Below are 25,309 nucleotides of genomic sequence, written 5' to 3' on the forward strand. Positions count from 1 at the left end.
TACCCTAGTCAGTTTTTAGGTGAAATTCCATAAGATGTATATCTATAACTATCATACTATAAACATACTAAAAAATCAAAATATTTAATATAATAAAAATAGAAGGAATTAACCTTCTATTCTGTCAGCGCATATAAAAACTTTTGTAAAATTTTCTCTGTCGTTTCATTCAATTTTGGCAACTTATCTACTGGAAAATATTGAAGTTTTAACCCTTCATGATCGAGCTTTAATTCCCCGCTCACATGATGTGCCTGATACAGATGAATAACATTGAAAATTTCATCGCCATTCGGATAACGGAAATATACTTCTTTTCCTGATAGAACACCAAGAAATTGCATTATTTTTGCAGTTAACCCCGTTTCCTCAAATAACTCTCTACGTGCAGTTTCTTCTGTCGTTTCGCCCAGTTCCATCGCCCCACCAGGTACACCCCAATCATATGTATCTGAACGATATTGAAGCAATACTTCTTGATTATCGTTTAATATAATAATTGCTGATCCTACGAGAATAAGCGGCCTTGTACCAACGACTTTTCGTAACTCTTCAATATACCCCATATGTAAATTCCCCTTTCCCTAACCTCCCTTATCATAACAAAATTTTGCTCTTTTTGTTCATGTAATTTTAAAGAAAAAAAGAAGCTTTCGCCTCCTTTTTTTCACCTTTATTTCTTAAAACTTTCATATTTTACAGCTTCAAAAGCTTCCTCAATTTCATCATTACGATAATGGACATATGTAAAACGCCCCAATTCTACTAATCTTGCTATTTCCTGTAACGCTTTATGCTGCTCATATGTTTCTTTCAGCTTAATATGTACATAAAACTTCATTAACGGATGTTCATATAAAGATTCTCCCACCTCTACATATACATCTTCCACCCCTTGTACAACTCTTACATAACTTGCAAATTGATAAAGAGCTTCTCTGTCTGAAACGATTTTTAATGTATACATATATTCTCCCCCTTTTCTTTACTATATCAAAAAGATGATCACACTACGTTATAGAACTATGAAATTTTTTCGACTTGTCATCTATATATTCAATAAAAAAGGCGTTTATCCATACATGACATCTTTTCCCCACATATATTATAGGAAGAACTTTTTTTCAGTTGAGGTGTTCCTTATGGATCCATACGTCAATATATGTATTTGTATTACTCCCGGCGCCGATATTTCTGATGACCGCATCGCAAAAGATTTAGCTGTTGCAGAATCAATTTGGCACCCCATTACATTTCAAATTCAAGAAGTAATTGTATTAAATGAACTTTTCCGTTTTTTTGACCGTGAAATCAGTTATAAAAATTCCATTCAAAGTCAAGAAAAGCTGGCATCCTTTTTCCAAACATGTGTAAATGAAGCTCCTGAATGCGACCTTTATATTTGTTATATTGGCAGTGATTATTTCAAAGAAACAGCAGTAATTGCCTGCGCTTACTCTTTAGCAAAACAGCAGCAACTTACCGGATATATCGTTTTAACAAACTCGGCTGCTCCTATGAAAAATATATATACGCTTGCTCACGAAATCGGTCATATTTTATTTACAAGACGTGTTCACGGAAAACTTACTCACGCAGATCCTCATTCCCCAACTGGCTCGGAGCACCATCCTTCTCCAACCAATCTTATGTATCCGATAGTCCCGCGCCCTGAAAATGTTCCTATTCAGTCTCTATTGACGAACGAACAAAAAACACTCTCTTTACAAAGCTCTTTATTGCAAAGAAAAAAACAGTAACCCTCATGTTACTGTTTAAAAGAACTTATTCCAATCAACAAAACAAATCCCGGCTGCTAGAAATAAAAATAGACAACTAAATGTAAATGTAATCCCTCTAAAAATCCCTATATAATATTTCTTTGGAAATAATTTTTGGTATATCCAGAGCAGCCTTTTTCCTATTAAACTAAAAAGATAGATATAAACTTATCACCTAATAAAATATTAAAATAGGCATCATGTATTTCTTTTGATAAAAACAGTATGGTTGATCTGAGAAATCCCCTCCTCATATACATAACTCTCCTACTTGTTTATTTGTATACTTCTCTTTTTTCTAATTTTATCTGAATTTGTAAAAGCATATAAATAGCAATGAAAAGAATTATTTGTTGTACATACATTCCGATAACGCTTGATACATCTATCATTCCAAATGCATATTCTAATGCAATTGGAACTAGTAAATATGACAAAGTAAACCAACCACCAAATTTAATATTTATAACAGCCGCTAAAAGAACTACTCCACCAACAAGGATGAAACTGTCTGTACTAGTAAACTTAATAAATGTTGTACCATAAAACTTATTTAATAATGCAATACTAAAAATTGATAAGAACCATACCGCACCACTTATATATATAATTAAAAATTCAATTCTTTTACGCTTAAATGATGCTGTTCTCATCCCCCATATTAATACAATAATTCCTGCAAAAATCATAATCGGATAGCCAATTAACTCAATTAAAGAATAAGACAAACGATGGTCGGTTTCACTAAAGAATACGCTCTTCATCATCGTAAAAGCCAATAAATTTACAATAAAGTAAAGCAATAATTTATAATTACCTTTTCTATCTATACCCATCTCTTTTGCAAGTTGATTAGCATACTCTTTTGGCGAATCACCAAATATATCACTTACCGTTTTTCCTTCTTTCTCACCTTCAATTAAATGAAGTTCTGCATCTTCTAAAAAAGCGTCAACATCTTCTTCTTTAATTCCTTTCGTTATTAAATACACTTTCGTATCAATTAAAAACTTTTCTCCTTCTTTAGAAATCATCATGATAATCCCTCCCTTATTAAACCGTCTCTCTTCTATTCGTCTTCATCATAATTTCAAGGAAAATTAAAATAAACAAACTTCCGTATAAACATATAATTTGAAATAACATTGGAACAAGGTCTTCCGTTGTAAATGTTTTAAACACTAACATAATTGAAAGTGGAATGATTAAATATAAGTTTTTAAACCATCCTTCAAAATATATATTTATAGCTACTGTGATGATAAAAATCCCACCAGCCACTATATAACTTTGCACTTCGGTGAATGTGAGCATTTTTGTCGGATATATCACGTCTAATATCGTAACAGCTCCTAATAAAAACATTGGAGCGATCATAACTAAAGACCACATAGAAAACCATGTTTTTGTAAAACTTGTTACGAAGGCCATTTTGCGAAGTAGAAAATTAGGACCTATAACAACTAAAATCAATGAAAAACTATAACCGATACACTGAATAAGTGAAATCTGTAACATTCCATGATTCACTATTAAGATAGAAGCAATAATCCAAAACGATACGATATTCATTACTGTAAAACCAATTTGCTTCCACGTTTCCTGTCTATCTCTTTCCATTACTTTGACAAGTTCATTTGCATATTCTTTCGGTGAGCTTCCGAAAATATCTTCTACACTTTTCCCATCACTCTCACCCTCAATTAAATGGAGTTCCGCATCTTCTATAAAATTTTCAATATCGCTTTCTTTCACACTCTTTGCCGTCAAAAATAATCTCATATCTAACAAAAACTTTCGCGCTTCACTTGATAGCATTATTTTCTCCTTCCCTTCCCTTCAAGTAGACGTTCTACACTACTTTGCATCGTTTCCCAGCGATCCATAAATTCATCAAGTGCTTCCTCGCCTTTTTCTGTTAATGTATAATATTTTCTCTTTGGACCAGATGGAGATTCCTTCATTACGCTTGTTATTAGTCCTTCTTTTTGCATTCGTATTAATAACGGATAAATACTTCCCTCACTCGCCATTGTAAAACCATACTTCGCTAGCTTTTCACTCATTTCATAACCGTATATTTCGCCTTCAGAAATAATAGCAAGTAAGCATCCTTCTAAAATCCCTTTCAGCATTTGACTTGTCGACATAATTCAAATCCTCCTACTATCTTGCTTTACAAGATAGATAAGCGTAAGTATCTTGCTTTACAAAATAGTATAGCAAAGACTATTTTGCAAAACAAGATAGCTAACGATATTTTTTCCAAATGTTTGCAGGAATTTCATTATAGCTTCTCTAAATAGAGCACTATGAAAACTTTATTATGAAGGGATGTTTTTCATCATGGTTACAAATCGAGTTGTCTTTTTAACAGGTGCTGCAAGTGGCATTGGTTATGAAATGGGAAAGGCTTTTGCAAAAGAAGGTGCAAAAGTTGTGATTACCGATCGGCTTGAAGAACGTGCAAAAGAAGCTGCTGAACAATTACAAAATGAAGGTTTTCAAGCTATCGGTTTAAAATGTGACGTTACATCTGAAGAGGAAATTACAGCAGCAATTTCTCAAACAGTTGATCATTTCGGTTCATTACATATATTAATTAACAACGCAGGAATGCAACACGTTTCACCCATTGAAGACTTTCCAACTGAAAAGTTCGAGCTACTAATTCAAATTATGCAAATTGCTCCGTTTATTGCAATTAAGCATGCCTTTCCGATTATGAAACAACAAAAATATGGTCGTATTATTAATGTCGCTTCCATTAACGGCCTTGTCGGGTTTGCTGGAAAAGCTGCCTACAATAGTGCAAAACATGGCGTAATTGGATTAACAAAAGTTGCCGCTTTAGAAGGTGCTACGCATGGTATTACTGTTAATGCCCTTTGCCCTGGTTATGTTGATACCCCCCTTGTACGTAATCAACTACAAGACTTAGCTACTACACGAAATGTACCACTTGAAAATGTTTTAGAAGATGTTATTTATCCACTCGTTCCACAAAAGCGCTTATTACAAGTACAAGAAATTGCAGATTATGCGATGTTTTTAGCGAGTGAAAAAGCTAAAGGTATAACTGGTCAAGCTGTCGTTATCGATGGTGGTTATACCGCTCAATAAAAATAAAGTTTGCTCAAGAAGAGCAAACTTTATTTTTTATCCCGAGGATCTTCGTACTTTATTAATTGCCGCGGGAGCTTCTCAATTGCAACAATTACCCCCTCTAATTTACTTTCAATACGGTGGAGTAAATATAATGTTACAACAATCGGAAACCCTACATTACCTATCATCTTGATCCACTCTTCCACCCTCTTCCCCTCCTTTCATTATATAAGTAAGAGAAAACACTGCATTTAGGCATAAAAAAACAAGCTATTATGTATTAGCTTGTTTTTCAAATAATGATGCAATTTCTCGTTTATAGTCCCCGCGTATAATACCTTTCTCAGTAATAATTCCTGTAATTAATTCATTCGGTGTTATGTCAAATGCTGGATTATAAACATCCGTTCCAATTGGTGCTACTTGTTTTCCAAAGATTTTCGTAACTTCTGTTTCATCTCTTTCTTCAATAATAATTTCGGCTCCAGTTTCTTTCGTAACATCAAATGTTGACAGTGGCGCAGCAACGTAAAATGGGATATTAAAGTACTTTGCTAAAATAGCTAAATTCATTGTCCCTATTTTATTGGCTGTATCTCCATTTGCGACAATTCGATCCGCCCCCACAATAATTGCGTTTATTTCTTTCGTTTGAATAGCATGAGCTGCAGTATTATCTGTTATAAGGGTCACATCAATATTTGCTTGCTTCAATTCCCACGTCGTTAAGCGACCACCTTGTAAAACTGGTCTCGTTTCACACGCATATGCATGTAAACGCACACCTTTCTCTTTTCCAATATAAAAGGGAGCTAATGCAGTTCCATATCTGGCAGTTGCGATACTTCCAGCGTTACAGATTGTTAAAATATTATCGCCATCTTTAAAACATGTTAACGCATATTCCCCAATATTTCGACACACCTCTTCATCTTCCTGTTGAATGCGAAGCGCTTCTTCTTCTAATATTTTTTGCGCTTCTTTTATTGTAGTAATCTCTCGAATAGATTCTCTCATACGATCAATTGCCCAAAATAAATTTACTGCCGTTGGGCGTGATGTCCCTAAATAGTTACAGTCTCTATTAAACTTCTTTTGAAATTCTTCGATATGTAAAGTATTATATTTTTTCGCTGCAAGCGCCAAGCCAAATGCAGCTACAATTCCAATTGCAGGCGCTCCGCGTACTTCTAACATTATGATACTTTTCCAAACCTCTTCAATAGTCGTTAATGTTTTGTATTCTGTGCTATGTGGCAATTTCGTTTGATTTAATACCGCAATTGCATCCCCTTTCCAACTTACAGATCTCGGAACCGTAACGATTGTACTCATGCTTTTACACCCCTTGAAACTGTCTGTTGAAATAATGTTCGAAACAGTTGAATATCAGCACTTTTAGATTCATATTTTATTAGTTCTTTTCCTAAGGATAGCGCTTGTTTCTTAGCTTGAATTCTTGTTTCTTTATTTTCTATTTCATCTAAATCTGCTACATGAGCTAAACCAATTGTTCTACGAATTAGTTCACATCCGGCAAATCCAACAGCATCAGTAAAGATATTTTGCAAAATAATTGGTAACCATTGTTTTTCTTTCGTATATGCTTCTACACCTTCTCCAATCCATAACTTTGTAAAAGTCTCTACAAAATAACTCCACGTCTTTTCTATATGGAAAAATAGTACACTTCTCTTTTCTTCTTCTCTAGATAACGCATTTAATAATAGATTTGCAATAAATTGACCTATGTCAAACCCAAATGGGCCATATGTCGCAAATTCTGGATCAATCACTTTCGTTTCAGAAGGTGACGAAAAAATACTACCAGTATGTAAATCACCATGAATAAGAGTTTCTTTTCTTGTTAAGAACTTATATTTATATTGTGCTACTTTTAGTTTTAAAGTTTTATCACTCCAAAGTTCATCAACCACGAGCTGTAAATCTGGCTCATAATCATTTGTATCATAATGCCCAAACGGATCTGTAAACACTAAATCCTCTGTAATTTTACATAGGTCCGGATTTACAAAGGTACCTTCTAGTATCCTCTTCTCTTCTGACTGTAAACCAAAATCTGAAGTGTAAAATAAAACATGTGCTAGAAAACGACCAATATGCTGGGATAAAAGCGGATATTCTTCTCCGTCTATTAATCCTTTTCTTGTAATTGTTAGTCTTGATAAGTCTTCTATTACCGTTATCGCTAACTCTTCGTCATGACTGTACACTACTGGAACATAATCCGGTACATACTGCGCAAAAATTTGTAATGCCTTGCTTTCAATCGTTGCTCTTTTTATAGACAATGGCCAGCTTTCACCAACTACTTTCGCATAAGGCAGTGCTTGTTTTATTATAATGGATTTCTCTCCATCATCTAATTTGAACACGTAATTTAAGTTTCCATCTCCAATTTCATGACAAATGACATTTGCCTTCTCTTCAAAATAGCCATAATCTTTCGCATATTGTACAGCTGTTATTTCTGTTAATGAATAATATCCCATCTTCTTCTCCCCCTTTTTAAATTCAGAGGTTTTTCTAACATAGAAAAACCTCTTTCCACTAAGAAAGAGGTTTGAAGTTTATCTTCTCTCCTCTTATCTGCCAGAAAGTTTTACTTTCTGCTGGAATTAGCACCGTGCCTTTTGGCGTAATAAACGCCCCATTTCACAATGGTATTACGGTCGGTTGCTGGGCTTCATCGGGCCAAATCCCTCCACCTGCTCTTGATAAGAGTTGTATAATTTTTTGAATTTTTAACTTTATGTTGAAGACTATACCAAGAATAAAAATCACTTGTCAACATTTTATTTGTATAATTCTGGACGGCGATCCGCAAAAACTGGAATTCCTTTACGTACTTCTTTAATTTTCTCGAATTCAAGCTCTCCAAATAAAATTGATTCCTCTTCATTCGCCTCTACTACAACTTCACCCCAAGGATCCACAATTAAAGAATGACCTGCAAACACATTATTCGGATCCTTCCCTGCTCTATTACACGCAACAACATAACACTGATTTTCAACTGCTCTTGCTTGCAATAGCAAACGCCAATGTGCTAAACGAACTAATGGCCATTCAGCTACAACAAATAATACTTTTGCCCCTTTAGCAGTATGAACACGCATCCACTCTGGAAAACGAATATCATAACAAATTGTTCCAGCGCATTCAACATCATCTAGCTTAAATTCGCCCGTACCATTACCAGCTATTAAATATTTATGTTCATCCATAAGCTGAAATAAATGTACTTTACTATATTCGTTGACTAACTGTCCTTCATTATTTACAACATACATCGTATTTGTAACGCCTTGCTCTGTTTGCTTTGCTATGGACCCACCAACAATATGTACATCATATCGCTTCGCCCATTCTATTAACTTTTCTTTCGTTTCCACTCCATCCCTATCTGCAATTTCAGAAAGTCTCGTTAAATCATATCCTGTTGTCCATAGTTCTGGTAAGACGATAACATCTGGCCTTTCCTTCATAGCTTCACTTATTTTATTTTTAGCATTCTCAATATTTTTTTCTACATCTCCAAAAACAATATCCATTTGAATACATGCGACTTTCATTTTTTCAGCCCCATTCTTATTTTTCTCTTTACAAAATACTGGAAAGATTATATCATTTGTCACTAGAATTGTAACAACTTTCAAAAGAGGTGGAAAGTATGAAATTATTTCAACCTTCTGAGATAGTAACATCATTGCCAACACAATTTTTCGCTTCACTTGTTGCAAAAGTTAACAAAGTCGTTGCAGCTGGTCACGATGTTATTAATCTAGGTCAAGGTAATCCAGATCAACCAACACCGCAGCATATCGTAAAAGCTTTACAAGATGCTGCCGAAAAGACCATTCATCATAAATATCCGCCATTTCGCGGACATGAAAGCTTAAAGGAAGCCGTGGCTACATTCTATAAACGTGAATATGGCGTCGAATTAAACCCAAAAACTGAAGTTGCTATTTTGTTTGGTGGGAAGGCTGGACTAGTAGAATTACCGATTTGTTTTACAAATCCTGGTGATACGATTCTCGTTCCGGATCCAGGTTATCCAGATTATTTATCAGGGGTTGCTTTAGCAAAAGCACACTTTGAAAGAATGCCACTTATTGCAGAAAATAACTTTTTACCAGATTATACGAACATTGATGCCTCTATTGCAGAGCGTGCAAAATTAATGTTTTTAAACTATCCAAATAATCCTACCGGTGCTACTGCATCAAAAGATTTTTTTGATGAAACCATTCACTTTGCTAATAAACATAATATATTAGTTGTTCACGATTTTGCTTATGGCGCTATCGGATTTGATGGTCAAAAACCTGTTAGTTTCTTGCAAGCAGATGGTGCGAAAGATATAGGAATTGAAATTTACACATTATCAAAAACTTTCAATATGGCTGGCTGGCGCATCGCTTTTGCTGTAGGGAATGAAAGTGTGATTGAAACAATTAACCTATTACAAGATCATATGTATGTTAGTATATTCGGTGCAGTTCAAGATGCCGCTCGAGAAGCGCTATTAAGTTCACATTCTTGTGTAATAGACCTTGTAAATAGTTACGAATCTCGAAGAAACGCTCTTATTTCAGCCTGTCACTCAATTGGTTGGAATGTAGACATTCCAACAGGATCGTTCTTTGCATGGCTTCCCGTTCCAAAAGGATACACCTCTGAGCAATTTTCTGATATTTTACTAGAAAAAGCACATGTCGCAGTTGCTCCTGGTGTCGGATTTGGTGAGCATGGCGAAGGGTATGTCCGTGTTGGTCTCTTGCATACAGAAGATAGATTACGAGAAGCCATTAATCGAATTGATAAATTAAATTTTTTCAAAAAGTAATTGACAACACGAAAAATATCTGACAAAATTCAGTTATCTTAAAAATTTAAACATTTCTAAATACTTCTTATCAAGAGCAGGTGGAGGGACGAGCCCGACGAAACCCGGCAACCGATCTACAATTGTAGACACGGTGCTAATTCTCGCAGCATTACGCTGACAGATAAGGAGCTGGTTGTAAAAAAACCTCTCCTTAGCTGAGAGGTTTTTTTATTTAACTAGGAGGTTATAACAATGAGCGGAATTATAGCGACGTATTTAATCCATGATGATTCACATAACTTAGAAAAAAAAGCTGAGCAAATTGCACTCGGTTTAACAATTGGCTCTTGGACTCATTTGCCACACTTATTGCAAGAACAATTAAAGCAGCATAAAGGCAACGTCATTCATGTTGAGGAATTAGCTGAACATGAACATACCAATTCGTATTTACGTAAAAAAGTAAAACGCGGAATTATTAAAATCGAATATCCGCTATTAAACTTCAGTCCAGATTTACCAGCGATTTTAACGACTACATTTGGAAAGCTATCACTTGATGGCGAAGTAAAATTAATTGACTTAACTTTTTCAGACGAGTTAAAAAAACATTTTCCTGGTCCAAAATTCGGGATAGATGGTATTCGAAATCTTTTACAAGTGCATGATCGTCCCCTTTTAATGAGTATTTTTAAAGGAATGATTGGACGAAACATTGGGTATTTAAAAACGCAATTACGCGATCAAGCAATTGGTGGTGTAGATATAGTAAAAGATGATGAAATATTATTTGAAAATGCATTAACACCACTTACGAAACGCATTGTATCTGGAAAAGAAGTTTTACAATCCGTATATGAAACATACGGACATAAAACGTTATATGCCGTAAATTTAACAGGACGAACTTTTGATTTAAAAGAAAATGCTAAACGTGCAGTGCAAGCTGGAGCTGATATTCTATTATTTAACGTATTTGCTTACGGACTAGATGTACTACAATCACTTGCAGAAGATGATGAAATCCCAGTTCCTATTATGGCACATCCTGCTGTAAGTGGTGCTTATTCAGCATCCAAGTTATATGGAGTTTCATCTCCATTATTACTTGGAAAGCTACTACGTTATGCTGGGGCTGACTTTTCATTATTCCCATCTCCATACGGAAGTGTTGCGCTAGAAAAAGAGGAGGCTCTTGCTATCTCAAAATATTTAACTGAAGACGATGCATCTTTCAAGAAGAGCTTTTCTGTTCCGTCTGCTGGTATTCATCCTGGTTTCGTTCCCTTTATTGTACGAGATTTCGGTAAAGATGTTGTTATTAATGCTGGCGGCGGGATACACGGACATCCAAATGGAGCGCAAGGCGGCGGTAAAGCTTTCCGTACTGCAATTGATGCTACTTTGCAAAATAAACCACTCCATGAAGTAGACGACATAAATTTGCATAGTGCACTACAAATATGGGGAAATCCCTCTTATGAGGTGAAATTATGAGTATTCAAGTATTTTGTGATTTCGATGGCACGATTACAAATAATGATAACATTATGTCCATTATGGAAAAATTCGCACCACCAGAAGCCGAAGAAGTAAAGAATAAAATTTTATCACAAGAACTATCCATTCAAGAAGGTGTTTCTCAATTATTTCAATTAATACCTACTAATCTGCACGATGATATTATTCAATTTTTAATAGAAACTGCTGAAATCCGTAGTGGTTTTCATGAGTTTATACAATTCGTAAAGGAAAATAACATTTCTTTTTACGTGATATCAGGTGGAATGGATTTCTTCGTCTATCCACTCTTACAAGGAATCATTCCAAAAGAGCAAATTTATTGTAATGAAACAGACTTTTCAGCAGAGTTTATTACAGTTAAATGGCCTCATTCTTGTGATGATCATTGTCAAAATCATTGCGGATTATGTAAATCATCATTAATCCGTAAATTAAGTGATACAGATGACTTTCATATTGTAATTGGAGATTCTATTACTGATTTACAAGCCGCGAAACAAGCTGATAAAGTATTCGCTCGCGATTTTCTTATTACAAAGTGTGAAGAAAATCATATTGCTTATACACCGTTTGAAACATTTCAAGATGTGCAAGCTGAATTAAAACTTTTGTTGGAGGTGAAGGCATGAAACAACTTTTTCGTCAATGGTATGACTTAAGCGAGATAAAAAAAGAGTTAACAACACGAAATTGGTTCCCAGCAACAAGTGGTAATATTTCTATAAAGGTTAGTCATGAACCACTTACTTTTCTTATTACGGCAAGCGGTAAAGATAAAACAAAAACCACTCCAGATGATTTTCTATTAGTAGATCATGTAGGAGTTCCCGTTTTAGAGACTGAATTACGCCCTTCAGCAGAAACAATATTGCATACACACATTTATAACAATACGAATGCCGGTTGCGTACTTCATGTTCATACAACCGATAATAATGTCATCACAAATTTATATAGTGATGCAGTCACCCTTCAAAATCAAGAAATTATTAAAGCTCTCGATATTTGGGAAGAAGGTGCAACCATTCACATTCCTATTATCGAAAACCATGCCCATATCCCAACACTTGGAGAAAACTTCCGAAAGCATATACAAGGAGATTCGGGTGCAGTATTAATCCGTAACCACGGTATTACCGTATGGGGCCGAGATAGCTTTGATGCAAAGAAGAGATTAGAAGCTTATGAGTTTTTATTCCAATTTCATATAAAACTATTATCAATTCAAGGAGGCGTTTCTAATGGCGCAAATTCGTATTCATGAAGTAAATACTCGTATTGAAAATGAAGTGGAAGTATCTAAATTTCTACAAGAGGAAGGCGTTTTATATGAGAAATGGAATATTTCTAAACTTCCTACTCATTTAAATGAAAATTATTCGTTAACAGATGAAAACAAAGCTGAAATATTAGCTATTTTTTCAAAAGAAATCGCTGATGTTTCAGCACGTCGAGGTTATAAAGCACATGATGTAATCTCACTTTCAAGTAGCACACCTAACCTTGACGAATTATTAATTAATTTCCAAAAGGAACACCATCATACAGATGACGAAGTTCGCTTTATCGTCAGTGGTCACGGCATTTTCGCTATTGAAGGTAAAGATGGGAAATTCTTTGATGTTGAACTTGAGCCAGGCGATTTAATATCTGTTCCTGAAAATGCAAGACATTATTTTACCTTGCAAGATGATCGCCAAGTTGTAGCTATTCGTATTTTTGTGACAACTGAAGGCTGGGTTCCAATCTATTAAGGTAGTTAGTTGAATAAAAGGACTTGGACCCCCTTTTCCAAACTTTTATTCACTCTACATATATACATCCTCCTATGGAACAGACTTATTTCATTTTGAAATAAGTCTGATTTTTTATTTACTTGAAAGTACCATTTCATCACAAATTTACACCTTAATTTTTCAAGTGCATTTTTCGAACATTTTTTGAACATTTATTGAATTTTTTCTGAAAATTCTGTTTTATATGTGATATACTACAATTAACTTAGAAGGAAAATAATATCGCAAACAGAGGGGGATAATCATGAGCTTACTTATCGCACTTATACTTGGAGTTACATGTGGAGCATTTCCTGTTATTTTAGGAGCTATTATGGAAGAGTTAGAAATTGGTGTTTTAGGATTTGTCGCATCTTGTGTAAGCGCTTTATTATTTGGTTTATTCGGCGCTATTCCTGTTTCAATTCTGTGTGCTTTTTATATAATACGCCATGCTCGTACAAAACAATTTGGTCCTAATCACATCGCACAAATTATCCCGTTCCCGGTTGAACGATGCCGACGCGCTTCTAACTTATAATTATAAAAATTAAAGATGACTAAATAAAAGTCCTCAAATGAGGACTTTTATTCAGAGTGTTGGGAAACCCTTTAGGGTTCCCAACACTCTGGAATCTTTTTTGATTTTAGCGAATAAAAACAACATAAAATAATAGAATTTTAAAAAATAGCCCTCCACCTGACCCTTTTTGGTCAGGTGGAGGGCTATTTTTTTCATGTTTTGACAAGCTGCGGTGAGATAAGCTTGCATTTGGACAGACTTCAGCCCTCGAAACCGGGCATAGCGGTAGCCATGTAGTTCTTTGGCGTCTGCAAAGCTTCGCTCTATAGTGGAACAGCGTACTTTATACAACCTTTTCCCTGTAGCTGTTAGCTTGTTTTTTCTAGCAATATCCTTATATTTCTCCCACACATGATGAGTGATAACTTTTTGTTTTTGTTTCTTTGAAAAGCACACCTCACGTAACGGACAAACAGCGCAGTCTTCTGGATTCGATTTGTATTGACGGTATCCTTCACGATCAGTTGTTACATATTCTAGAATACATCCCATCGGACAAGCGAAAACATTCATTTCTTCTACATATTTAAATTGGCTTTTCGGTACTTCTTTATTCCGTTTTCCAAATCGGCGATACCCCATCACCATAAATATATTCCGTTCTGATAGTTTCTTACAGATATATCCTGTAAAATAGCCAGCATCAAGGGCAACAGCTTCTACTTTGAAGTCGAATTTATCAATCTGAGCTTGGAGGCGTGCTAAATACGGCTCGGAATCTGCCATATTTCCAGCCGTTACATAGGTATCTGTAATAATATTGTACTTCGCATCAGTCGTACGATGATCCAAGAAATGAAAACCATTTGGTTTTCCATCTCTCATTAAAAATCCACTATCTGGATCCGTTGTACTTATACGAGTTTTTTTGGTAGGGGTATCACTTTCCTTTCTAGGTTTTAATTCTTTTTTCCATGTACCTCACGATCTTCGATTACCGCAGCTTCTAGCTCGTCTATATAAAACTTTGCTTTTTCTTTTTTATATTTATGTACAAATTTATTTTTATTGGCATTGGCCTTAATATGTGTAGAATCTGTCATCAGTGCACGTCCTCCTACCATCCGGTGCTCCGTCGCTTGTCTCACAATCTCATCAAAAATTTCTTCGAAAATATTTGTATGAATAAAACGAGTACGACGATTCCAACTGATTGTAGAGTGATCCGGAATAGTATCCGATAGAGAAAACCCTAAAAACCAACGGTAGGCAATATTCGTTTTAATTTCCTTTTCCAATTGACGCTCAGAACGAATACCGTAAAAATATCCAATAAACATCATCTTAAATAAAACAATAGGATGAATGGACGGGCGTCCATTGTTTTCACAGTAATAAGGGCGTAACTTCTCTTCAATAAAATCAAAACTAATTGTCGCTTCAATTGCACGAAGGAAATGATCTTGTGGAACCAACTCTTCTACAGAAACAGATACACGCTCATCACGATGATTTTTTAAAGCACCCATCATAAAAAATCTCTCCTTTTCCTCTTTTTTATCAGTGTTGACACATAAAAAGAGGTTCAGACACAAAAACAGGCTGTGGAGAAGACTTTCTCCACAGCCTGAATAAAAGTCCTCAAATGAGGACTTTTATTTATTTTCTTCTAGAAATTGAAACAATTCTTGTAGATGTAGGGCATCTTCGCCATAGCTAACAGATACATGAAATATACCATCAATCTCAGCTTGCATATAAAGATCCACTCCATCACGATCATATTTCAATGCCAAATAAAACTCCATTTCTTCTAACATCTTTTTTGAGGTTCGAATTACATAATGTCCCTTCTCATCTCTTCCATATTCAAATTCTGGTTCAAAATCATATTTTTGTTTAAAAGCTTCTTTTTGTTTTTCATTAATTTGCATACAAGTAGCTCGCTGTACAGTATCAATCATCTCATCAAACTTTTGAAGGTCCACCTCGTTTACCCCCTTATATATTTTTTATATAATACTTGTGTTCCACTATTTTCTTCGCCATCCTTAATTAACTCTTCATACAATTCTTTCGCCAAACTTAAGCCTGGGACTGGTAATTGTAATTTTTCTGCTTCCTCTAAAGCAATTTTCATATCTTTCATAAAATGCTTTACATAAAATCCTGGCTCAAAGTCTCCTTTTAACATTCGAGGAGCTAAATTACTTAATGACCAGCTACCTGCTGCCCCTGTTGAAATACTCTCTAACACTTTATCTGGATTCAGTCCAGCCTTCTTCGCGTAAGCGACAGCCTCACATACTCCAATCATATTGGAAGCAATCGCAATTTGATTGCACATTTTTGTATGTTGTCCACTCCCAGCTGGTCCTTGTAATTGAATGTTTGTTCCTAACTTTTCAAGTAAAGGTAAGCATCTATCATATATTTCTTTCTCCCCACCTACCATAATTGCGAGTTTTGCTTCTTTCGCACCAACATCTCCTCCTGAGACAGGTGCATCTAACGTATATATATTTTTGCTTTTTGCAACTTCATTAATCCGTTTTGCTAAAGTAGGTGTAGATGTCGTAAAGTCAATTGCTATCGTACCTTCTTTTGCATGTTCTATAATTCCTTCTATACCAAAATACACTTCTTCTACATCATGTGGATATCCAACCATTGTCATTACAATATCAACTTGCTTCACTAACTCTTTTGGCGTATTACACCAATTTGCACCATCTTGCACTAAAGAATCTGTTTTTGCTTTCGTTCTATTATATACATATACTTTATGACCATCTTGCATTAAGTGATAAACCATACTTTTTCCCATTACGCCAATACCAATGAAACCTATTGATAAAGTTTTATGTTCCATTTTCTCATCCCCTTTGTCCTAATAAATCATTTACCATCTTTCGGAACTCTTTATTAAAGTCATCATCCATACTATTTTTCACATTTGAAAATAAAATAACAAAAGTTCCTTTTTCTTTATTAAAATTATTGAAAGTGTTCCAACCAGATAATACACCATGATTATGAAAATAATCTGGATATATATAAAAACTAAATGCATATTTCCGTTCTGCTGAAGGTGAAAACATTGCTTGTATACTTTGTTCAGAAAGAAGTTTTCCATTTATAATTGCTTCGTCTAATTTCTTCATATCTCCAACTGTCGTATACATCTCACCACAACCATATAGCCAATCCATGCCTAACTTCTGCGCTGGTACAAGCTCTTGATCTTTTTTCACATAACCCTTTGTAAAATTTTTATCTCCAGGTACCATATTTCCCATACCGGATTCATGCATATCTGCTTTTACAAATATGTTTTCTTTTATGTAATCTCCTAAAGGTTTTTTCGATATATGTTCTATTATATAAGCAAGCACCATATAATTATAATCTGTATATCTCCAACCTGTTCCTGCAGGAAATTCTAAATTTTGACGTCCAATCCAATTAATTAATTGTAAGCGGGAAGCCGCATTAATATTGCCTTTTGCGTGTTCAGGTAAACCAGAGGTATGCGTTAATAAATGATATAGCGTAATATTTTTATTCTCCGGAAATGAAGGAATATATTTATTTACATTATCTTGAATATTCAATTTCCCTTGTTCTTGCAGCTGTAAAATAGATGTGGCAACGACTGTTTTCGTAATAGAACCGATACGATATTTTGTTTGAGGCGTATTTTCTATTTTATTTTGAACATCAGCATACCCATATCCTTTATTCAATATAACATGCTCTTTATCTGTTACCAAAACTGTTCCATTGAATTGCTTTCCGACTAAATATTGATCTAATTTTTGAGATATGCTAGCATAATCAATTTGTTGCTCTTCTTTTTCTTCTATATTCCCTTGTACTTCCGATTCAATAGTAGGATTCACTTTAGTTGTTAATACAGTGTTTTCCTTTATATTGGGGCTAACAAGAAAATAGTATACTCCGCCGCCAACTATAGCAGACAGTGAAGCCACCACCATTACTTTTTTTATCATATTGATCCTCCATAATTCCTTCGCTAAAAATTGTCCCCCTATTCTATTATCAAACAATAAAAAAAAATCGCAACAATTTGTTGCGAAAAATCACATTTTTTCTTTTCTATACACACATACTTGATTCTTTCCATTTTTTTTCGCTTCATATAATGCAATATCCGCTCGTTGCATTAATTCTTCTCTTGTAGTTCCTTGTTCATATAACGCAACCCCAAAGCTAGCTGTTAACTTCGAAATTCCAGTGAATTGCTTTGTTTCAATGAAGAATCGTAATGATTCCGCAACTTGAAATGCTTCCTTTTCTACTGTATTTGTCACTAATATAATGAATTCTTCCCCTCCCCATCTTGCAAATACATGTTGCTGCTCCACTTTAGATTTCATAAGCTCTGCAAGTTGTATTAATGCCAAATCGCCAAAATCATGACCATATGTGTCATTAACTGTTTTAAAATTATCTATATCAAATAAAATAATTGCTATTTTCTCATCATTACGTATTACCTTTTCCCATTCTACCTCTAGTATTTGTTGAAACTTTAAACGATTATAAATCTCTGTCAATGAATCTATCATAGCAAGTCTTTCTTGTTCTTGATAGATTTCATCTAATTCTGTAATTTCCGTGCACTTTACAATAAATCTTGATAAATCTTCTGGCAATGGTGTCGCACGTAATAGAAAAGTAGATACTGCCCCTTCATAATTTGACATCTTAATTCTTCTACCGCTTGATAAAGTATCGTCTAACCATGTTATATCATGCGTCGTCGAGTAGTATCCATTTTCTCTAATAAAATGTTCAGCAAATACTAAATGTTGCTCGCGATAGGCAAACAAATTTTCATATCCGAAAAACGTTAAAAAATTTGTATTACAATCAACAATTTCATCATCTTCTACTATAAATAATAAATCATTTTGAAAATCAAACATCGTTTGAAGCAGTTCCTGTTGTAAACTAACTTGCCTTACTAAAGAAAGTTGATACAAACTCTTATTCACTTCTTCTAACACTGCTTGCGGAGTTACAGGGGCTATTACAATATTACGTATTCCTAATGCAAGTACATCTGTAAATTCCTTTGTTATTTGTTGATCCCAAATGACAATGAATGTACTTTGCGAGGTATACATATTCTTTATATATTTTATTTGAGAATAATCTGTTACATACATAATTATAATGTGCGGTTTCGTTCTTTGAAATAATAGTTCGCCCTCTTCAAAACTATTTGCTATAAACATACATTTTGGATGGATATTTTCTATCGTTTGTTGATGTTTACATCCATTTTCTATATAAAGGACATTTAACTGCAGATCTTGTAACACATTTTGGAAAACCGTATTCTCTAATAAAAAATGTAGTATGTTCATCACTAGTCTTCACTCACTTCATATATCTTGTTCTACTGAATTCCTCACAAACATTTCTAAAAGACTGTTCTCCAATAAACTTTAATTTATGAGAAATACATATTAACAAGCTAATTGAGAATGTTATCTTCCCTTTTCACTCTATAAATTCCTTTTTTAGTGTATGATTATAGGAATTATATCGTTTGTATGAATGCCCTAGCTTATTTCTTAAAACTTGACAATTAAAATAAAGATATTATATTCTTAAATTCGATAACTTACAAAATGTAAGTAATATACATTGCGTTTTCCCGATAATTTTATATACAATTTGGAGGATATATTATGACAAACGACAACTTTATTAACGTTCTATATGAACGCACATCTACACGTGCATTCAACCCAAATAAAGAAATCTCATCTACAGAATTACATGAGATTTTAAAAGCAGCAGCACAAGCACCTTCCGCTTGGAACTTACAACACTGGAAATTCCTTGTTTTTCAAGGTGAAGATGTACAAAAACGATTACACCCAATAGCTTATAACCAACAACAAATTCTTGATGCTTCTGCAGTAGTCGCTATTTTAGGTGATTTAGAAGCTTATAAAAATGTTGAGCCAGTATATGGTCCAATTGTAGAACAAGGATTTATGAAAGAAGAAGCAAAAGAACGCTTAGCTAAAAATATTGAATCTGCATATGCTCGTGAACAATTCCCAAGAGATGCTGCCTTTTCAAATGCATCTTTAGCAGCAATGCAACTTATGCTTGCAGCTAAAGCAACTGGTTGGGATACTTGTGCTATTGGTGGCTTCAATCCACAAGCACTGACAGACGAATTTAACGTTTCATCTCGTTACGTTCCAATTATGCTTATTACAATTGGGGAATCAACTTTAAAAGGCCACCCTGCACCTCGCATGAGCGTAGAGCAAGTAAGCGAGTGGGCAAAATAATAAAAAACGAAGGCAACTACATTGCCTTCGTTTTTTTATTCCCTGTCATATTTTTGTAATATTACTACAAATCATTCGACATTTATACTTATGGAAAAGTATATTCTATTCCCTTCTCATAAATAAACATGACGTTTCATGTCGAATTTTGTTAAGACGTTGAAATATACCCGTGTATTTTTGTTACAATTTTGATACAATGATAACAAATAGATAACAAGAGAGGGATTTTCATTGAGTTCATACGGAAGCTTTATCGCACTTTTATGTTACATAGTAACTGTACTGCTTCTATATTTTATTGGTGATGCCGCAAACATCTCCATTTTACAATTTCCAAAAGAAGAAGCATTCCAATTAGAATCAGAAAAACATACTGCTCGATCCATTGTACCACTACTCCTAGCTCTTCCTGTATATATCATCGTTTTATATAAAAGTAAAAAAGTGTAAAGGCTACCCATTTCATTTATTTCAGTGGTTTTTACATTTTTTTGTTATATTCCCCCTATTTTAAACATCATTCCATACTAAACACCCAGCTAGTCATTTAAAATGAGAAAATCCCCTAGAAAAAATTCCACTCTCTGTCCAGTCACTAACTACCGAACTTACATAGATTATAAGTGTGAAGGGGGTGATGAGGATTATGTTTGGATCATTTGGATGCTGTGATAACTTTAGAGAATGTCATCATCATGAAAGAGAGCGCGACCATCGCGAGAAAGAGAGAGAGAGAGAGGTTAGACCACAACAACCAGCTGTATGTAACGTACTTGCTAGCATTTCAGTTGGAACAGAACTTTCTCTTTTAAGCATTAGAGGTAATGGTACTTTCAACAATGTAATTTTTGAAGGTTTCGCTAACGGTGTTGCTCTTTTCTCTGCTTTAGCTCGTAATGACAAAGACAACAAAGATAACAATAAAGACGATAAGAACAATCAAAATCGAAATACTTTTACTGGTATTTTACGTGTATGCCCAACTGATATCGTTGCAATCGCTATCTAATTCTGTCTCTTATCCTCGATAGTAAGCAAATAAGATTTACTTTTCTCATAGAAAAAACCTGAGACCGATTTCAAATCGACTCAGGTTTTTTTATTAATTATATGCTTTTAACTAGTTCAACAACTTCTTCAGCAGTTGACAGCATTAATGCTTTTTCTGCTAATGTTTCCATTTCTGCTTTTGACAACTTGCTTAGCTGTGTTCTTGCAGGAAGAATAGATGTTGCACTCATACTGAACTCATCTAAACCTAATCCTAATAATAATGGGATAGCAAGTGAATCGCCCGCCATCTCACCACACATACCAGCCCATTTGCCTTCTTTATGAGCAGCATCGATAACCATTTTTACAAGACGTAAAATAGATGGGTTATATGGTTGGTATAAGTATGATACTTGTTCGTTCATACGGTCTGCAGCCATTGTGTATTGGATTAAATCATTTGTTCCGATAGAGAAGAAGTCAACTTCTTTCGCGAATTGATCTGCTAATACTGCTGAAGCTGGGATTTCAACCATCATACCAACTTCAATAGAATCAGAAACAGTTGTACCCGCTTCTACAAGTTTCGCTTTCTCTTCTAATAAAATCGCTTTCGCTTGACGGAACTCATCAAGAGTTGCAATCATTGGGAACATAATTTTTAAGTTACCGTATACGCTAGCACGAAGTAATGCACGAAGTTGTGTACGGAACACATCTTGCTCATCAAGACATAAGCGAATTGCACGGTATCCTAAGAATGGGTTCATTTCTTTTGGTAAATGTAAGTATGGAAGCTCTTTATCTCCACCGATGTCAAGTGTACGAACAACGACTGGTTGCCCTTCTTTTACACCTTCAAGAACTGCTTTATACGCTTCGAACTGCTCTTCTTCTGTTGGAAGATTGTCACGGCCCATGTATAAGAATTCTGTACGGTATAAGCCAACGCCTTCTCCGCCATTATCGATAATACCTTGTACATCATTTGGTGTTCCGATATTTGCAACAAGCTCAACGTGATGTCCGTCACTTGTTACAGTAGCTTGGTCTTTTAATTTAGCCCATTCAGCTTTTTGCTCTTCAAATTTCGCTTTCTTTTCTTCAAACGAACGAAGAGTTTCTTCTGATGGGTTTACAATTACTTCTCCATCTAAACCGTCAATGATAACGATATCGCCGTTTTGGATTTTCTCCATAACAACTTTCGTACCAACAACAGCTGGAATTTCCATAGAACGAGCCATAATTGCAGAGTGAGATGTACGTCCACCGATATCAGTAGTGAAACCTTTTGCATACTTACGGTTTAACTGAGCTGTATCAGATGGTGTTAAATCTTCAGCAATGATGATTACCTCTTCAGAAATTGTACCAGGATTTGAGAAGTTAATTCCTAGTAAATGTGCAAGAACGCGTTTTGTTACGTCACGAATGTCCGCAGCACGTTCTTTCATATATTCGTTATCCATGTTTTCAAACATAGAAATAAACATTGATGCAACTTCATCCATTGCAAATTCAGCATTTACTTTTTCGCTATTTACTTTATCTTTTACTGGGTTTACTAGTTCTGGATCATTTAACACTAATAAATGTGCTTCAAAGATCGCAGCTTTGTCAGCACCTAGCTCAGCAAATGCGTGGTCCTTAATAGCTTCTAATTCAGTTTTTGCTTTCTCAAGCGCAGCGTCTAAGCGTGCAATTTCTGCAGCTTCGTTTGTAATTGATTTTTTTTCGATGTTAAATTCAGGATTTTCAAGTCTGAAAGCCTTTGCAATAGCAATCCCACTTGATGCAGCGATCCCTTGAATGTTAAGAGTCATTATTCTCCTAATCCTTCGTTTTTCATAGTTTCTTCGATAGCTGCTAGTGCTTGAGCTGCATCATCACCATTTGCAGTGATTTTAATTTCTGCGTTTTGTTGAATGCCTAAAGACATAACGCCCATGATTGATTTTAAGTTAACGTTCTTTCCGTTATACTCTAAGTTAATGTCAGAACCGAATTTGCTTGCAGTGTTTACAAGTAGAGTCGCTGGACGAGCATGAATTCCTGAGTCGCTAGTTACTTTAAAGATTTTTTCCATGATAATTTATCTCCTTTAAATTACAGTATTTTTTAGTTGTATAGACGTGAGTACTACATCATCTATTGTATATAATAGGCGATGTTCGGTCAACCACATCGCCTATTATAATTATAAACATTTTGCGTCAAATTCCTACTGAATGTCAATAATAGCGGTTTCGCCCTTCTTAACATTTCCATCTTTTTTCAATTCGACTTGTTGCCCTTGTTGTAAGTTTGTAAAGACAATTGGTGTAATGATAGATGGTGCATTTTCTTTTACAAATGCAAGATCTACTTTTAATAATGGTTGGCCTTGTTTCACCTTGTCGCCTTGTGCTACAAGCGCTTCAAAACCTTCACCATTTAATTTTACAGTATCAATACCGAAGTGAATTAAAATTTCTTTTCCGCCTTCTGATTGAATACCAATCGCATGTTTTGTAGGGAATACATTGACAATCTCACCGTTCACTGGAGAAACTACTGTTCCTTCAGTTGGCTCAATTGCAAATCCGTCTCCCATCATTTTTCCTGAGAATACTTGGTCAGGTACTTCTGTAATTGGTAAGATTTTCCCTTCGATTGGTGATACAATTGTTTCATTTTCATCAACTTTTTGAGGAGTTTCTTCCACTTTTACAGGTTCTTCTTTTTCAACATGAGGTGTACGACCTGACATAATATCATGAATTTGTGATTTTAATGTGTCAGATTTCGGTCCGAAAATAGCTTGAATGTTATTTCCAACTTCAAGTACACCAGCTGCTCCAAGTTCTTTTAAGCGGTCTTTGTTTACATTCTTTTGTTCGTTAACTTGAACACGTAAACGAGTAATACAAGCATCTAAAGAAGCAATGTTTTCTTTACCACCAAGTGCTACTAATACTTCACGAGGGAGTTCGCCTGCTTCTGCTTTTCCTGCGCCGTCATTTGCATTTGCCACTTCACGACCAGGTGTTTTTAGATTCCATTTACGAATTGCAAAGCGGAATCCGAAGTAGTAAATAACTGCTAGTACAAGACCAACAATAATTACCCACCACCATGCTGTACGGCCTGGTAGTACACCGAATAATAGGAAGTCAATTAAACCACCAGAGAATGTCATACCAATTTTAACACCTAAAATTTGCATTGTCATAAATGATAGACCAGCAAATACAGCGTGAATTCCGAATAATACTGGCGCTACGAATAAGAATGAAAATTCAAGTGGCTCTGTAATACCTGTTAAGAAAGATGTTAATGCTGCAGAACCTAAAATACCTGCTGCTAATTTTTTATTTTCTGGACGTGCTTCATGGTACATTGCTAAAGCTGCTGCTGGAAGACCGAACATCATGAACGGATACTTACCAGTTGTAAATGTCCCTGCTGTTAATTCTACACCGTCTTTTAACTGTGCCATAAAGATTTTTTGGTCACCACGGATTAATTCGCCAGCTGCATTTGTATACTGACCGAATTCGAACCAGAACGGTGAATAGAAAATGTGATGTAATCCAAATGGAATTAATGAACGTTCAATTAAACCGAATATAAATGCTGCAATTGTTCTATTTGCATCAATCATTTGATGTGAGAACGTGTTTAAGCCACCTTGAATGTATGGCCAAACGAAGCACATGATAATACCTACTATTAAAGAGAATGTTGCAGTTGCGATCGGTACGAAACGCTTACCTGCAAAGAAACCTAAGTATGATGGTAATTCAATGTTGAAGTATTTATTATAGCAATATGCCGCTACTATACCGACGATAATACCACCAAATACCCCTGTTTGTAGCGTTGGAATACCTAATACGTTTGCATACGCTGGATCTGCAAATCCAATTTTTACTGGGTCTGCTCCAGAACTTGTTACTTTCACTAGCTTATCTACTTCTAAGAACACACTCATCGTTTTGTTCATAATTAAGTAGCCGACGAATGCTGCTAAACCAGCTACTCCGTCTCCACCAGCTAAACCAATTGCTACCCCAACTGCGAATAATAATGCAAGGTTAGCGAAAATAATATCACCAGATTGTTCCATAATTTTTGCAACCATTACGAACCAATCTGCTTTTAAAGCAGGAATAACATTTGTTAACTGTGGATTTTGAAATGCATTACCAAATCCAAGTAAAATACCTGCCGCCGGTAAAATCGCTACTGGAAGCATTAACGCTTTTCCGACTTTTTGAAGAACACCAAAGATCTTCTTAAACATGGAAACCCTTCCTCTCTTATCTATATTGATACCTTCCGACAAACGCCAAAAAGACATGAGGAAAAAAAGATAGAACGATAGCTATACAAAGGGTAGTATATCCCTTTCTCTAGCTTAC

Annotated in this window: 27 protein-coding genes, 2 pseudogenes and 2 riboswitches; of the genes and pseudogenes, 11 read left to right on the plus strand and 18 right to left on the minus strand. The window is 35.1% G+C overall.

From position 1 onward, the window contains the following. Window positions 1-116: 116 nt before the first annotated feature. Both AC3WVZ_RS18710 and AC3WVZ_RS18715 read right to left on the minus strand, forming a co-directional pair. The gene (locus tag AC3WVZ_RS18710; RefSeq protein ID WP_000540529.1) at window positions 117-566 is read right to left on the minus strand and encodes an NUDIX hydrolase; all 450 of its coding nucleotides are present in this window, start codon (window positions 564-566) and stop codon (window positions 117-119) included. Between the two features lie 107 nt (window positions 567-673). Continuing rightward, complete coding sequence (locus tag AC3WVZ_RS18715; RefSeq protein WP_088350511.1) at window positions 674-967, minus strand: DUF3928 family protein; 294 nt, start codon at window positions 965-967, stop codon at window positions 674-676. Window positions 968-1,142: 175 nt separating this feature from the next. Between AC3WVZ_RS18715 and AC3WVZ_RS18720 the strand changes: the two genes are divergently transcribed. After that, on the plus strand, window positions 1,143-1,760 hold the full coding sequence (locus AC3WVZ_RS18720) for an ImmA/IrrE family metallo-endopeptidase (RefSeq protein WP_000371608.1): 618 nt from the start codon (window positions 1,143-1,145) through the stop codon (window positions 1,758-1,760). A 15-nt stretch (window positions 1,761-1,775) separates the two neighbouring features. Here the strand turns inward: AC3WVZ_RS18720 and AC3WVZ_RS18725 are convergent. The 4 genes and pseudogenes from AC3WVZ_RS18725 to AC3WVZ_RS18740 all read right to left on the minus strand — a co-directional run bounded on the left by AC3WVZ_RS18725 (window position 1,776) and on the right by AC3WVZ_RS18740 (window position 3,931). Beyond that, a pseudogene (locus tag AC3WVZ_RS18725) lies at window positions 1,776-2,035 on the minus strand (DNA-binding protein). Between the two features lie 21 nt (window positions 2,036-2,056). Beyond that, the gene (locus tag AC3WVZ_RS18730; protein ID WP_002183912.1) at window positions 2,057-2,815 is read right to left on the minus strand and encodes a DUF1129 domain-containing protein; all 759 of its coding nucleotides are present in this window, start codon (window positions 2,813-2,815) and stop codon (window positions 2,057-2,059) included. A gap of 19 nt (window positions 2,816-2,834) precedes the next feature. Continuing rightward, window positions 2,835-3,599: a DUF1129 domain-containing protein gene (locus tag AC3WVZ_RS18735; protein WP_000952885.1), complete on the minus strand. Its 765-nt coding sequence runs from the start codon at window positions 3,597-3,599 to the stop codon at window positions 2,835-2,837. Next, the gene (locus AC3WVZ_RS18740; RefSeq protein WP_000107982.1) at window positions 3,599-3,931 is read right to left on the minus strand and encodes a PadR family transcriptional regulator; all 333 of its coding nucleotides are present in this window, start codon (window positions 3,929-3,931) and stop codon (window positions 3,599-3,601) included. Before AC3WVZ_RS18740 ends, AC3WVZ_RS18735 begins: the two co-directional genes overlap by 1 nt. 196 nt (window positions 3,932-4,127) lie before the next feature. On the opposite strand from AC3WVZ_RS18740, the gene AC3WVZ_RS18745 reads away from it, so the two are divergent. Further along, complete coding sequence (locus AC3WVZ_RS18745) at window positions 4,128-4,904, plus strand: 3-hydroxybutyrate dehydrogenase (RefSeq protein WP_000258428.1); 777 nt, start codon at window positions 4,128-4,130, stop codon at window positions 4,902-4,904. 29 nt (window positions 4,905-4,933) lie between these two features. Here the strand turns inward: AC3WVZ_RS18745 and AC3WVZ_RS18750 are convergent, their stop codons facing one another. The 4 genes from AC3WVZ_RS18750 to AC3WVZ_RS18765 form a co-directional block, all read right to left on the minus strand. Continuing rightward, entirely contained in the window at window positions 4,934-5,095 is a 162-nt protein-coding gene (locus tag AC3WVZ_RS18750; protein WP_000393335.1) for a YvrJ family protein, read from the minus strand. A 67-nt stretch (window positions 5,096-5,162) separates the two neighbouring features. Beyond that, window positions 5,163-6,224 (minus strand): S-methyl-5-thioribose-1-phosphate isomerase, encoded by a 1,062-nt coding sequence (gene mtnA / locus AC3WVZ_RS18755; protein WP_000104604.1) that lies wholly within the window; start codon window positions 6,222-6,224, stop codon window positions 5,163-5,165. Then, complete coding sequence (gene mtnK, locus AC3WVZ_RS18760; RefSeq protein WP_000542687.1) at window positions 6,221-7,402, minus strand: S-methyl-5-thioribose kinase; 1,182 nt, start codon at window positions 7,400-7,402, stop codon at window positions 6,221-6,223. Before mtnK ends, mtnA begins: the two co-directional genes overlap by 4 nt. 90 nt (window positions 7,403-7,492) lie before the next feature. Continuing rightward, window positions 7,493-7,634, minus strand: a riboswitch (SAM riboswitch). Between the two features lie 71 nt (window positions 7,635-7,705). After that, window positions 7,706-8,569 carry a carbon-nitrogen family hydrolase gene (locus AC3WVZ_RS18765; RefSeq protein ID WP_002204714.1) on the minus strand — a complete coding sequence of 288 codons (864 nt, stop codon included), beginning with the start codon at window positions 8,567-8,569 and terminating at the stop codon, window positions 7,706-7,708. Between the two features lie 14 nt (window positions 8,570-8,583). Between AC3WVZ_RS18765 and AC3WVZ_RS18770 the strand changes: the two genes are divergently transcribed. From AC3WVZ_RS18770 to AC3WVZ_RS18795, 6 genes are all read left to right on the plus strand, one after another. Continuing rightward, window positions 8,584-9,762, plus strand: coding sequence for a pyridoxal phosphate-dependent aminotransferase (locus tag AC3WVZ_RS18770; RefSeq protein WP_229173946.1), 1,179 nt, complete (start codon window positions 8,584-8,586; stop codon window positions 9,760-9,762). 64 nt (window positions 9,763-9,826) lie between these two features. Then, window positions 9,827-9,932: riboswitch (SAM riboswitch) on the plus strand. A gap of 64 nt (window positions 9,933-9,996) precedes the next feature. Next, a complete protein-coding gene (gene mtnW / locus AC3WVZ_RS18775; protein ID WP_000014181.1) occupies window positions 9,997-11,241 on the plus strand; it encodes a 2,3-diketo-5-methylthiopentyl-1-phosphate enolase in 1,245 nt (414 codons plus the stop codon). Next, a complete protein-coding gene (locus AC3WVZ_RS18780; protein ID WP_000027461.1) occupies window positions 11,238-11,897 on the plus strand; it encodes a 2-hydroxy-3-keto-5-methylthiopentenyl-1-phosphate phosphatase in 660 nt (219 codons plus the stop codon). Before mtnW ends, AC3WVZ_RS18780 begins: the two co-directional genes overlap by 4 nt. Continuing rightward, window positions 11,894-12,532: a methylthioribulose 1-phosphate dehydratase gene (locus AC3WVZ_RS18785; RefSeq protein ID WP_000811341.1), complete on the plus strand. Its 639-nt coding sequence runs from the start codon at window positions 11,894-11,896 to the stop codon at window positions 12,530-12,532. Before AC3WVZ_RS18780 ends, AC3WVZ_RS18785 begins: the two co-directional genes overlap by 4 nt. Next, window positions 12,510-13,022 carry a 1,2-dihydroxy-3-keto-5-methylthiopentene dioxygenase gene (locus tag AC3WVZ_RS18790; protein ID WP_000057314.1) on the plus strand — a complete coding sequence of 171 codons (513 nt, stop codon included), beginning with the start codon at window positions 12,510-12,512 and terminating at the stop codon, window positions 13,020-13,022. Before AC3WVZ_RS18785 ends, AC3WVZ_RS18790 begins: the two co-directional genes overlap by 23 nt. A 286-nt stretch (window positions 13,023-13,308) precedes the next feature. Next, on the plus strand, window positions 13,309-13,584 hold the full coding sequence (locus AC3WVZ_RS18795; protein ID WP_000054659.1) for a hypothetical protein: 276 nt from the start codon (window positions 13,309-13,311) through the stop codon (window positions 13,582-13,584). Between the two features lie 144 nt (window positions 13,585-13,728). Here AC3WVZ_RS18795 and AC3WVZ_RS18800 read toward each other — a convergent pair. The 5 genes and pseudogenes from AC3WVZ_RS18800 to AC3WVZ_RS18820 form a co-directional block, all read right to left on the minus strand. After that, window positions 13,729-15,098 (minus strand): annotated as a pseudogene (locus AC3WVZ_RS18800) (IS1182-like element ISBth7 family transposase); the annotation flags it as partial. A 123-nt stretch (window positions 15,099-15,221) separates the two neighbouring features. Then, complete coding sequence (locus AC3WVZ_RS18805; protein ID WP_000365619.1) at window positions 15,222-15,554, minus strand: DUF3909 family protein; 333 nt, start codon at window positions 15,552-15,554, stop codon at window positions 15,222-15,224. A gap of 5 nt (window positions 15,555-15,559) precedes the next feature. Then, window positions 15,560-16,438: an NAD(P)-dependent oxidoreductase gene (locus tag AC3WVZ_RS18810; protein ID WP_000400431.1), complete on the minus strand. Its 879-nt coding sequence runs from the start codon at window positions 16,436-16,438 to the stop codon at window positions 15,560-15,562. A gap of 4 nt (window positions 16,439-16,442) precedes the next feature. Continuing rightward, window positions 16,443-17,579: a serine hydrolase gene (locus AC3WVZ_RS18815; protein WP_142408325.1), complete on the minus strand. Its 1,137-nt coding sequence runs from the start codon at window positions 17,577-17,579 to the stop codon at window positions 16,443-16,445. Window positions 17,580-17,669: 90 nt separating this feature from the next. Next, the gene (locus AC3WVZ_RS18820; protein ID WP_001023185.1) at window positions 17,670-18,962 is read right to left on the minus strand and encodes a GGDEF domain-containing protein; all 1,293 of its coding nucleotides are present in this window, start codon (window positions 18,960-18,962) and stop codon (window positions 17,670-17,672) included. Between the two features lie 327 nt (window positions 18,963-19,289). On the opposite strand from AC3WVZ_RS18820, the gene AC3WVZ_RS18825 reads away from it, so the two are divergent. The 3 genes from AC3WVZ_RS18825 (at window position 19,290) to AC3WVZ_RS18835 (ending at window position 20,919) form a co-directional block, all read left to right on the plus strand. After that, the gene (locus AC3WVZ_RS18825) at window positions 19,290-19,907 is read left to right on the plus strand and encodes a nitroreductase family protein (protein WP_233935247.1); all 618 of its coding nucleotides are present in this window, start codon (window positions 19,290-19,292) and stop codon (window positions 19,905-19,907) included. A gap of 234 nt (window positions 19,908-20,141) precedes the next feature. Further along, entirely contained in the window at window positions 20,142-20,360 is a 219-nt protein-coding gene (locus AC3WVZ_RS18830; protein ID WP_000100485.1) for a hypothetical protein, read from the plus strand. Between the two features lie 196 nt (window positions 20,361-20,556). Then, on the plus strand, window positions 20,557-20,919 hold the full coding sequence (locus AC3WVZ_RS18835) for a DUF3915 domain-containing protein (protein ID WP_000468041.1): 363 nt from the start codon (window positions 20,557-20,559) through the stop codon (window positions 20,917-20,919). A 97-nt stretch (window positions 20,920-21,016) separates the two neighbouring features. Here AC3WVZ_RS18835 and ptsP read toward each other — a convergent pair whose 3' ends face one another. The 3 genes from ptsP to ptsG form a co-directional block, all read right to left on the minus strand. After that, window positions 21,017-22,729 (minus strand): phosphoenolpyruvate--protein phosphotransferase, encoded by a 1,713-nt coding sequence (gene ptsP / locus AC3WVZ_RS18840; protein WP_233935248.1) that lies wholly within the window; start codon window positions 22,727-22,729, stop codon window positions 21,017-21,019. Then, a complete protein-coding gene (gene ptsH, locus AC3WVZ_RS18845; protein ID WP_000411080.1) occupies window positions 22,729-22,992 on the minus strand; it encodes a phosphocarrier protein HPr in 264 nt (87 codons plus the stop codon). The genes ptsP and ptsH overlap by 1 nt, the downstream gene beginning before the upstream one ends. Before the next feature lie 135 nt (window positions 22,993-23,127). Then, window positions 23,128-25,191: a PTS glucose transporter subunit IIABC gene (gene ptsG, locus AC3WVZ_RS18850; protein ID WP_000473178.1), complete on the minus strand. Its 2,064-nt coding sequence runs from the start codon at window positions 25,189-25,191 to the stop codon at window positions 23,128-23,130. Window positions 25,192-25,309: the final 118 nt, after the last annotated feature.

The sequence above is a fragment of the Bacillus sp. CPT56D-587-MTF genome, from assembly GCF_058792335.1.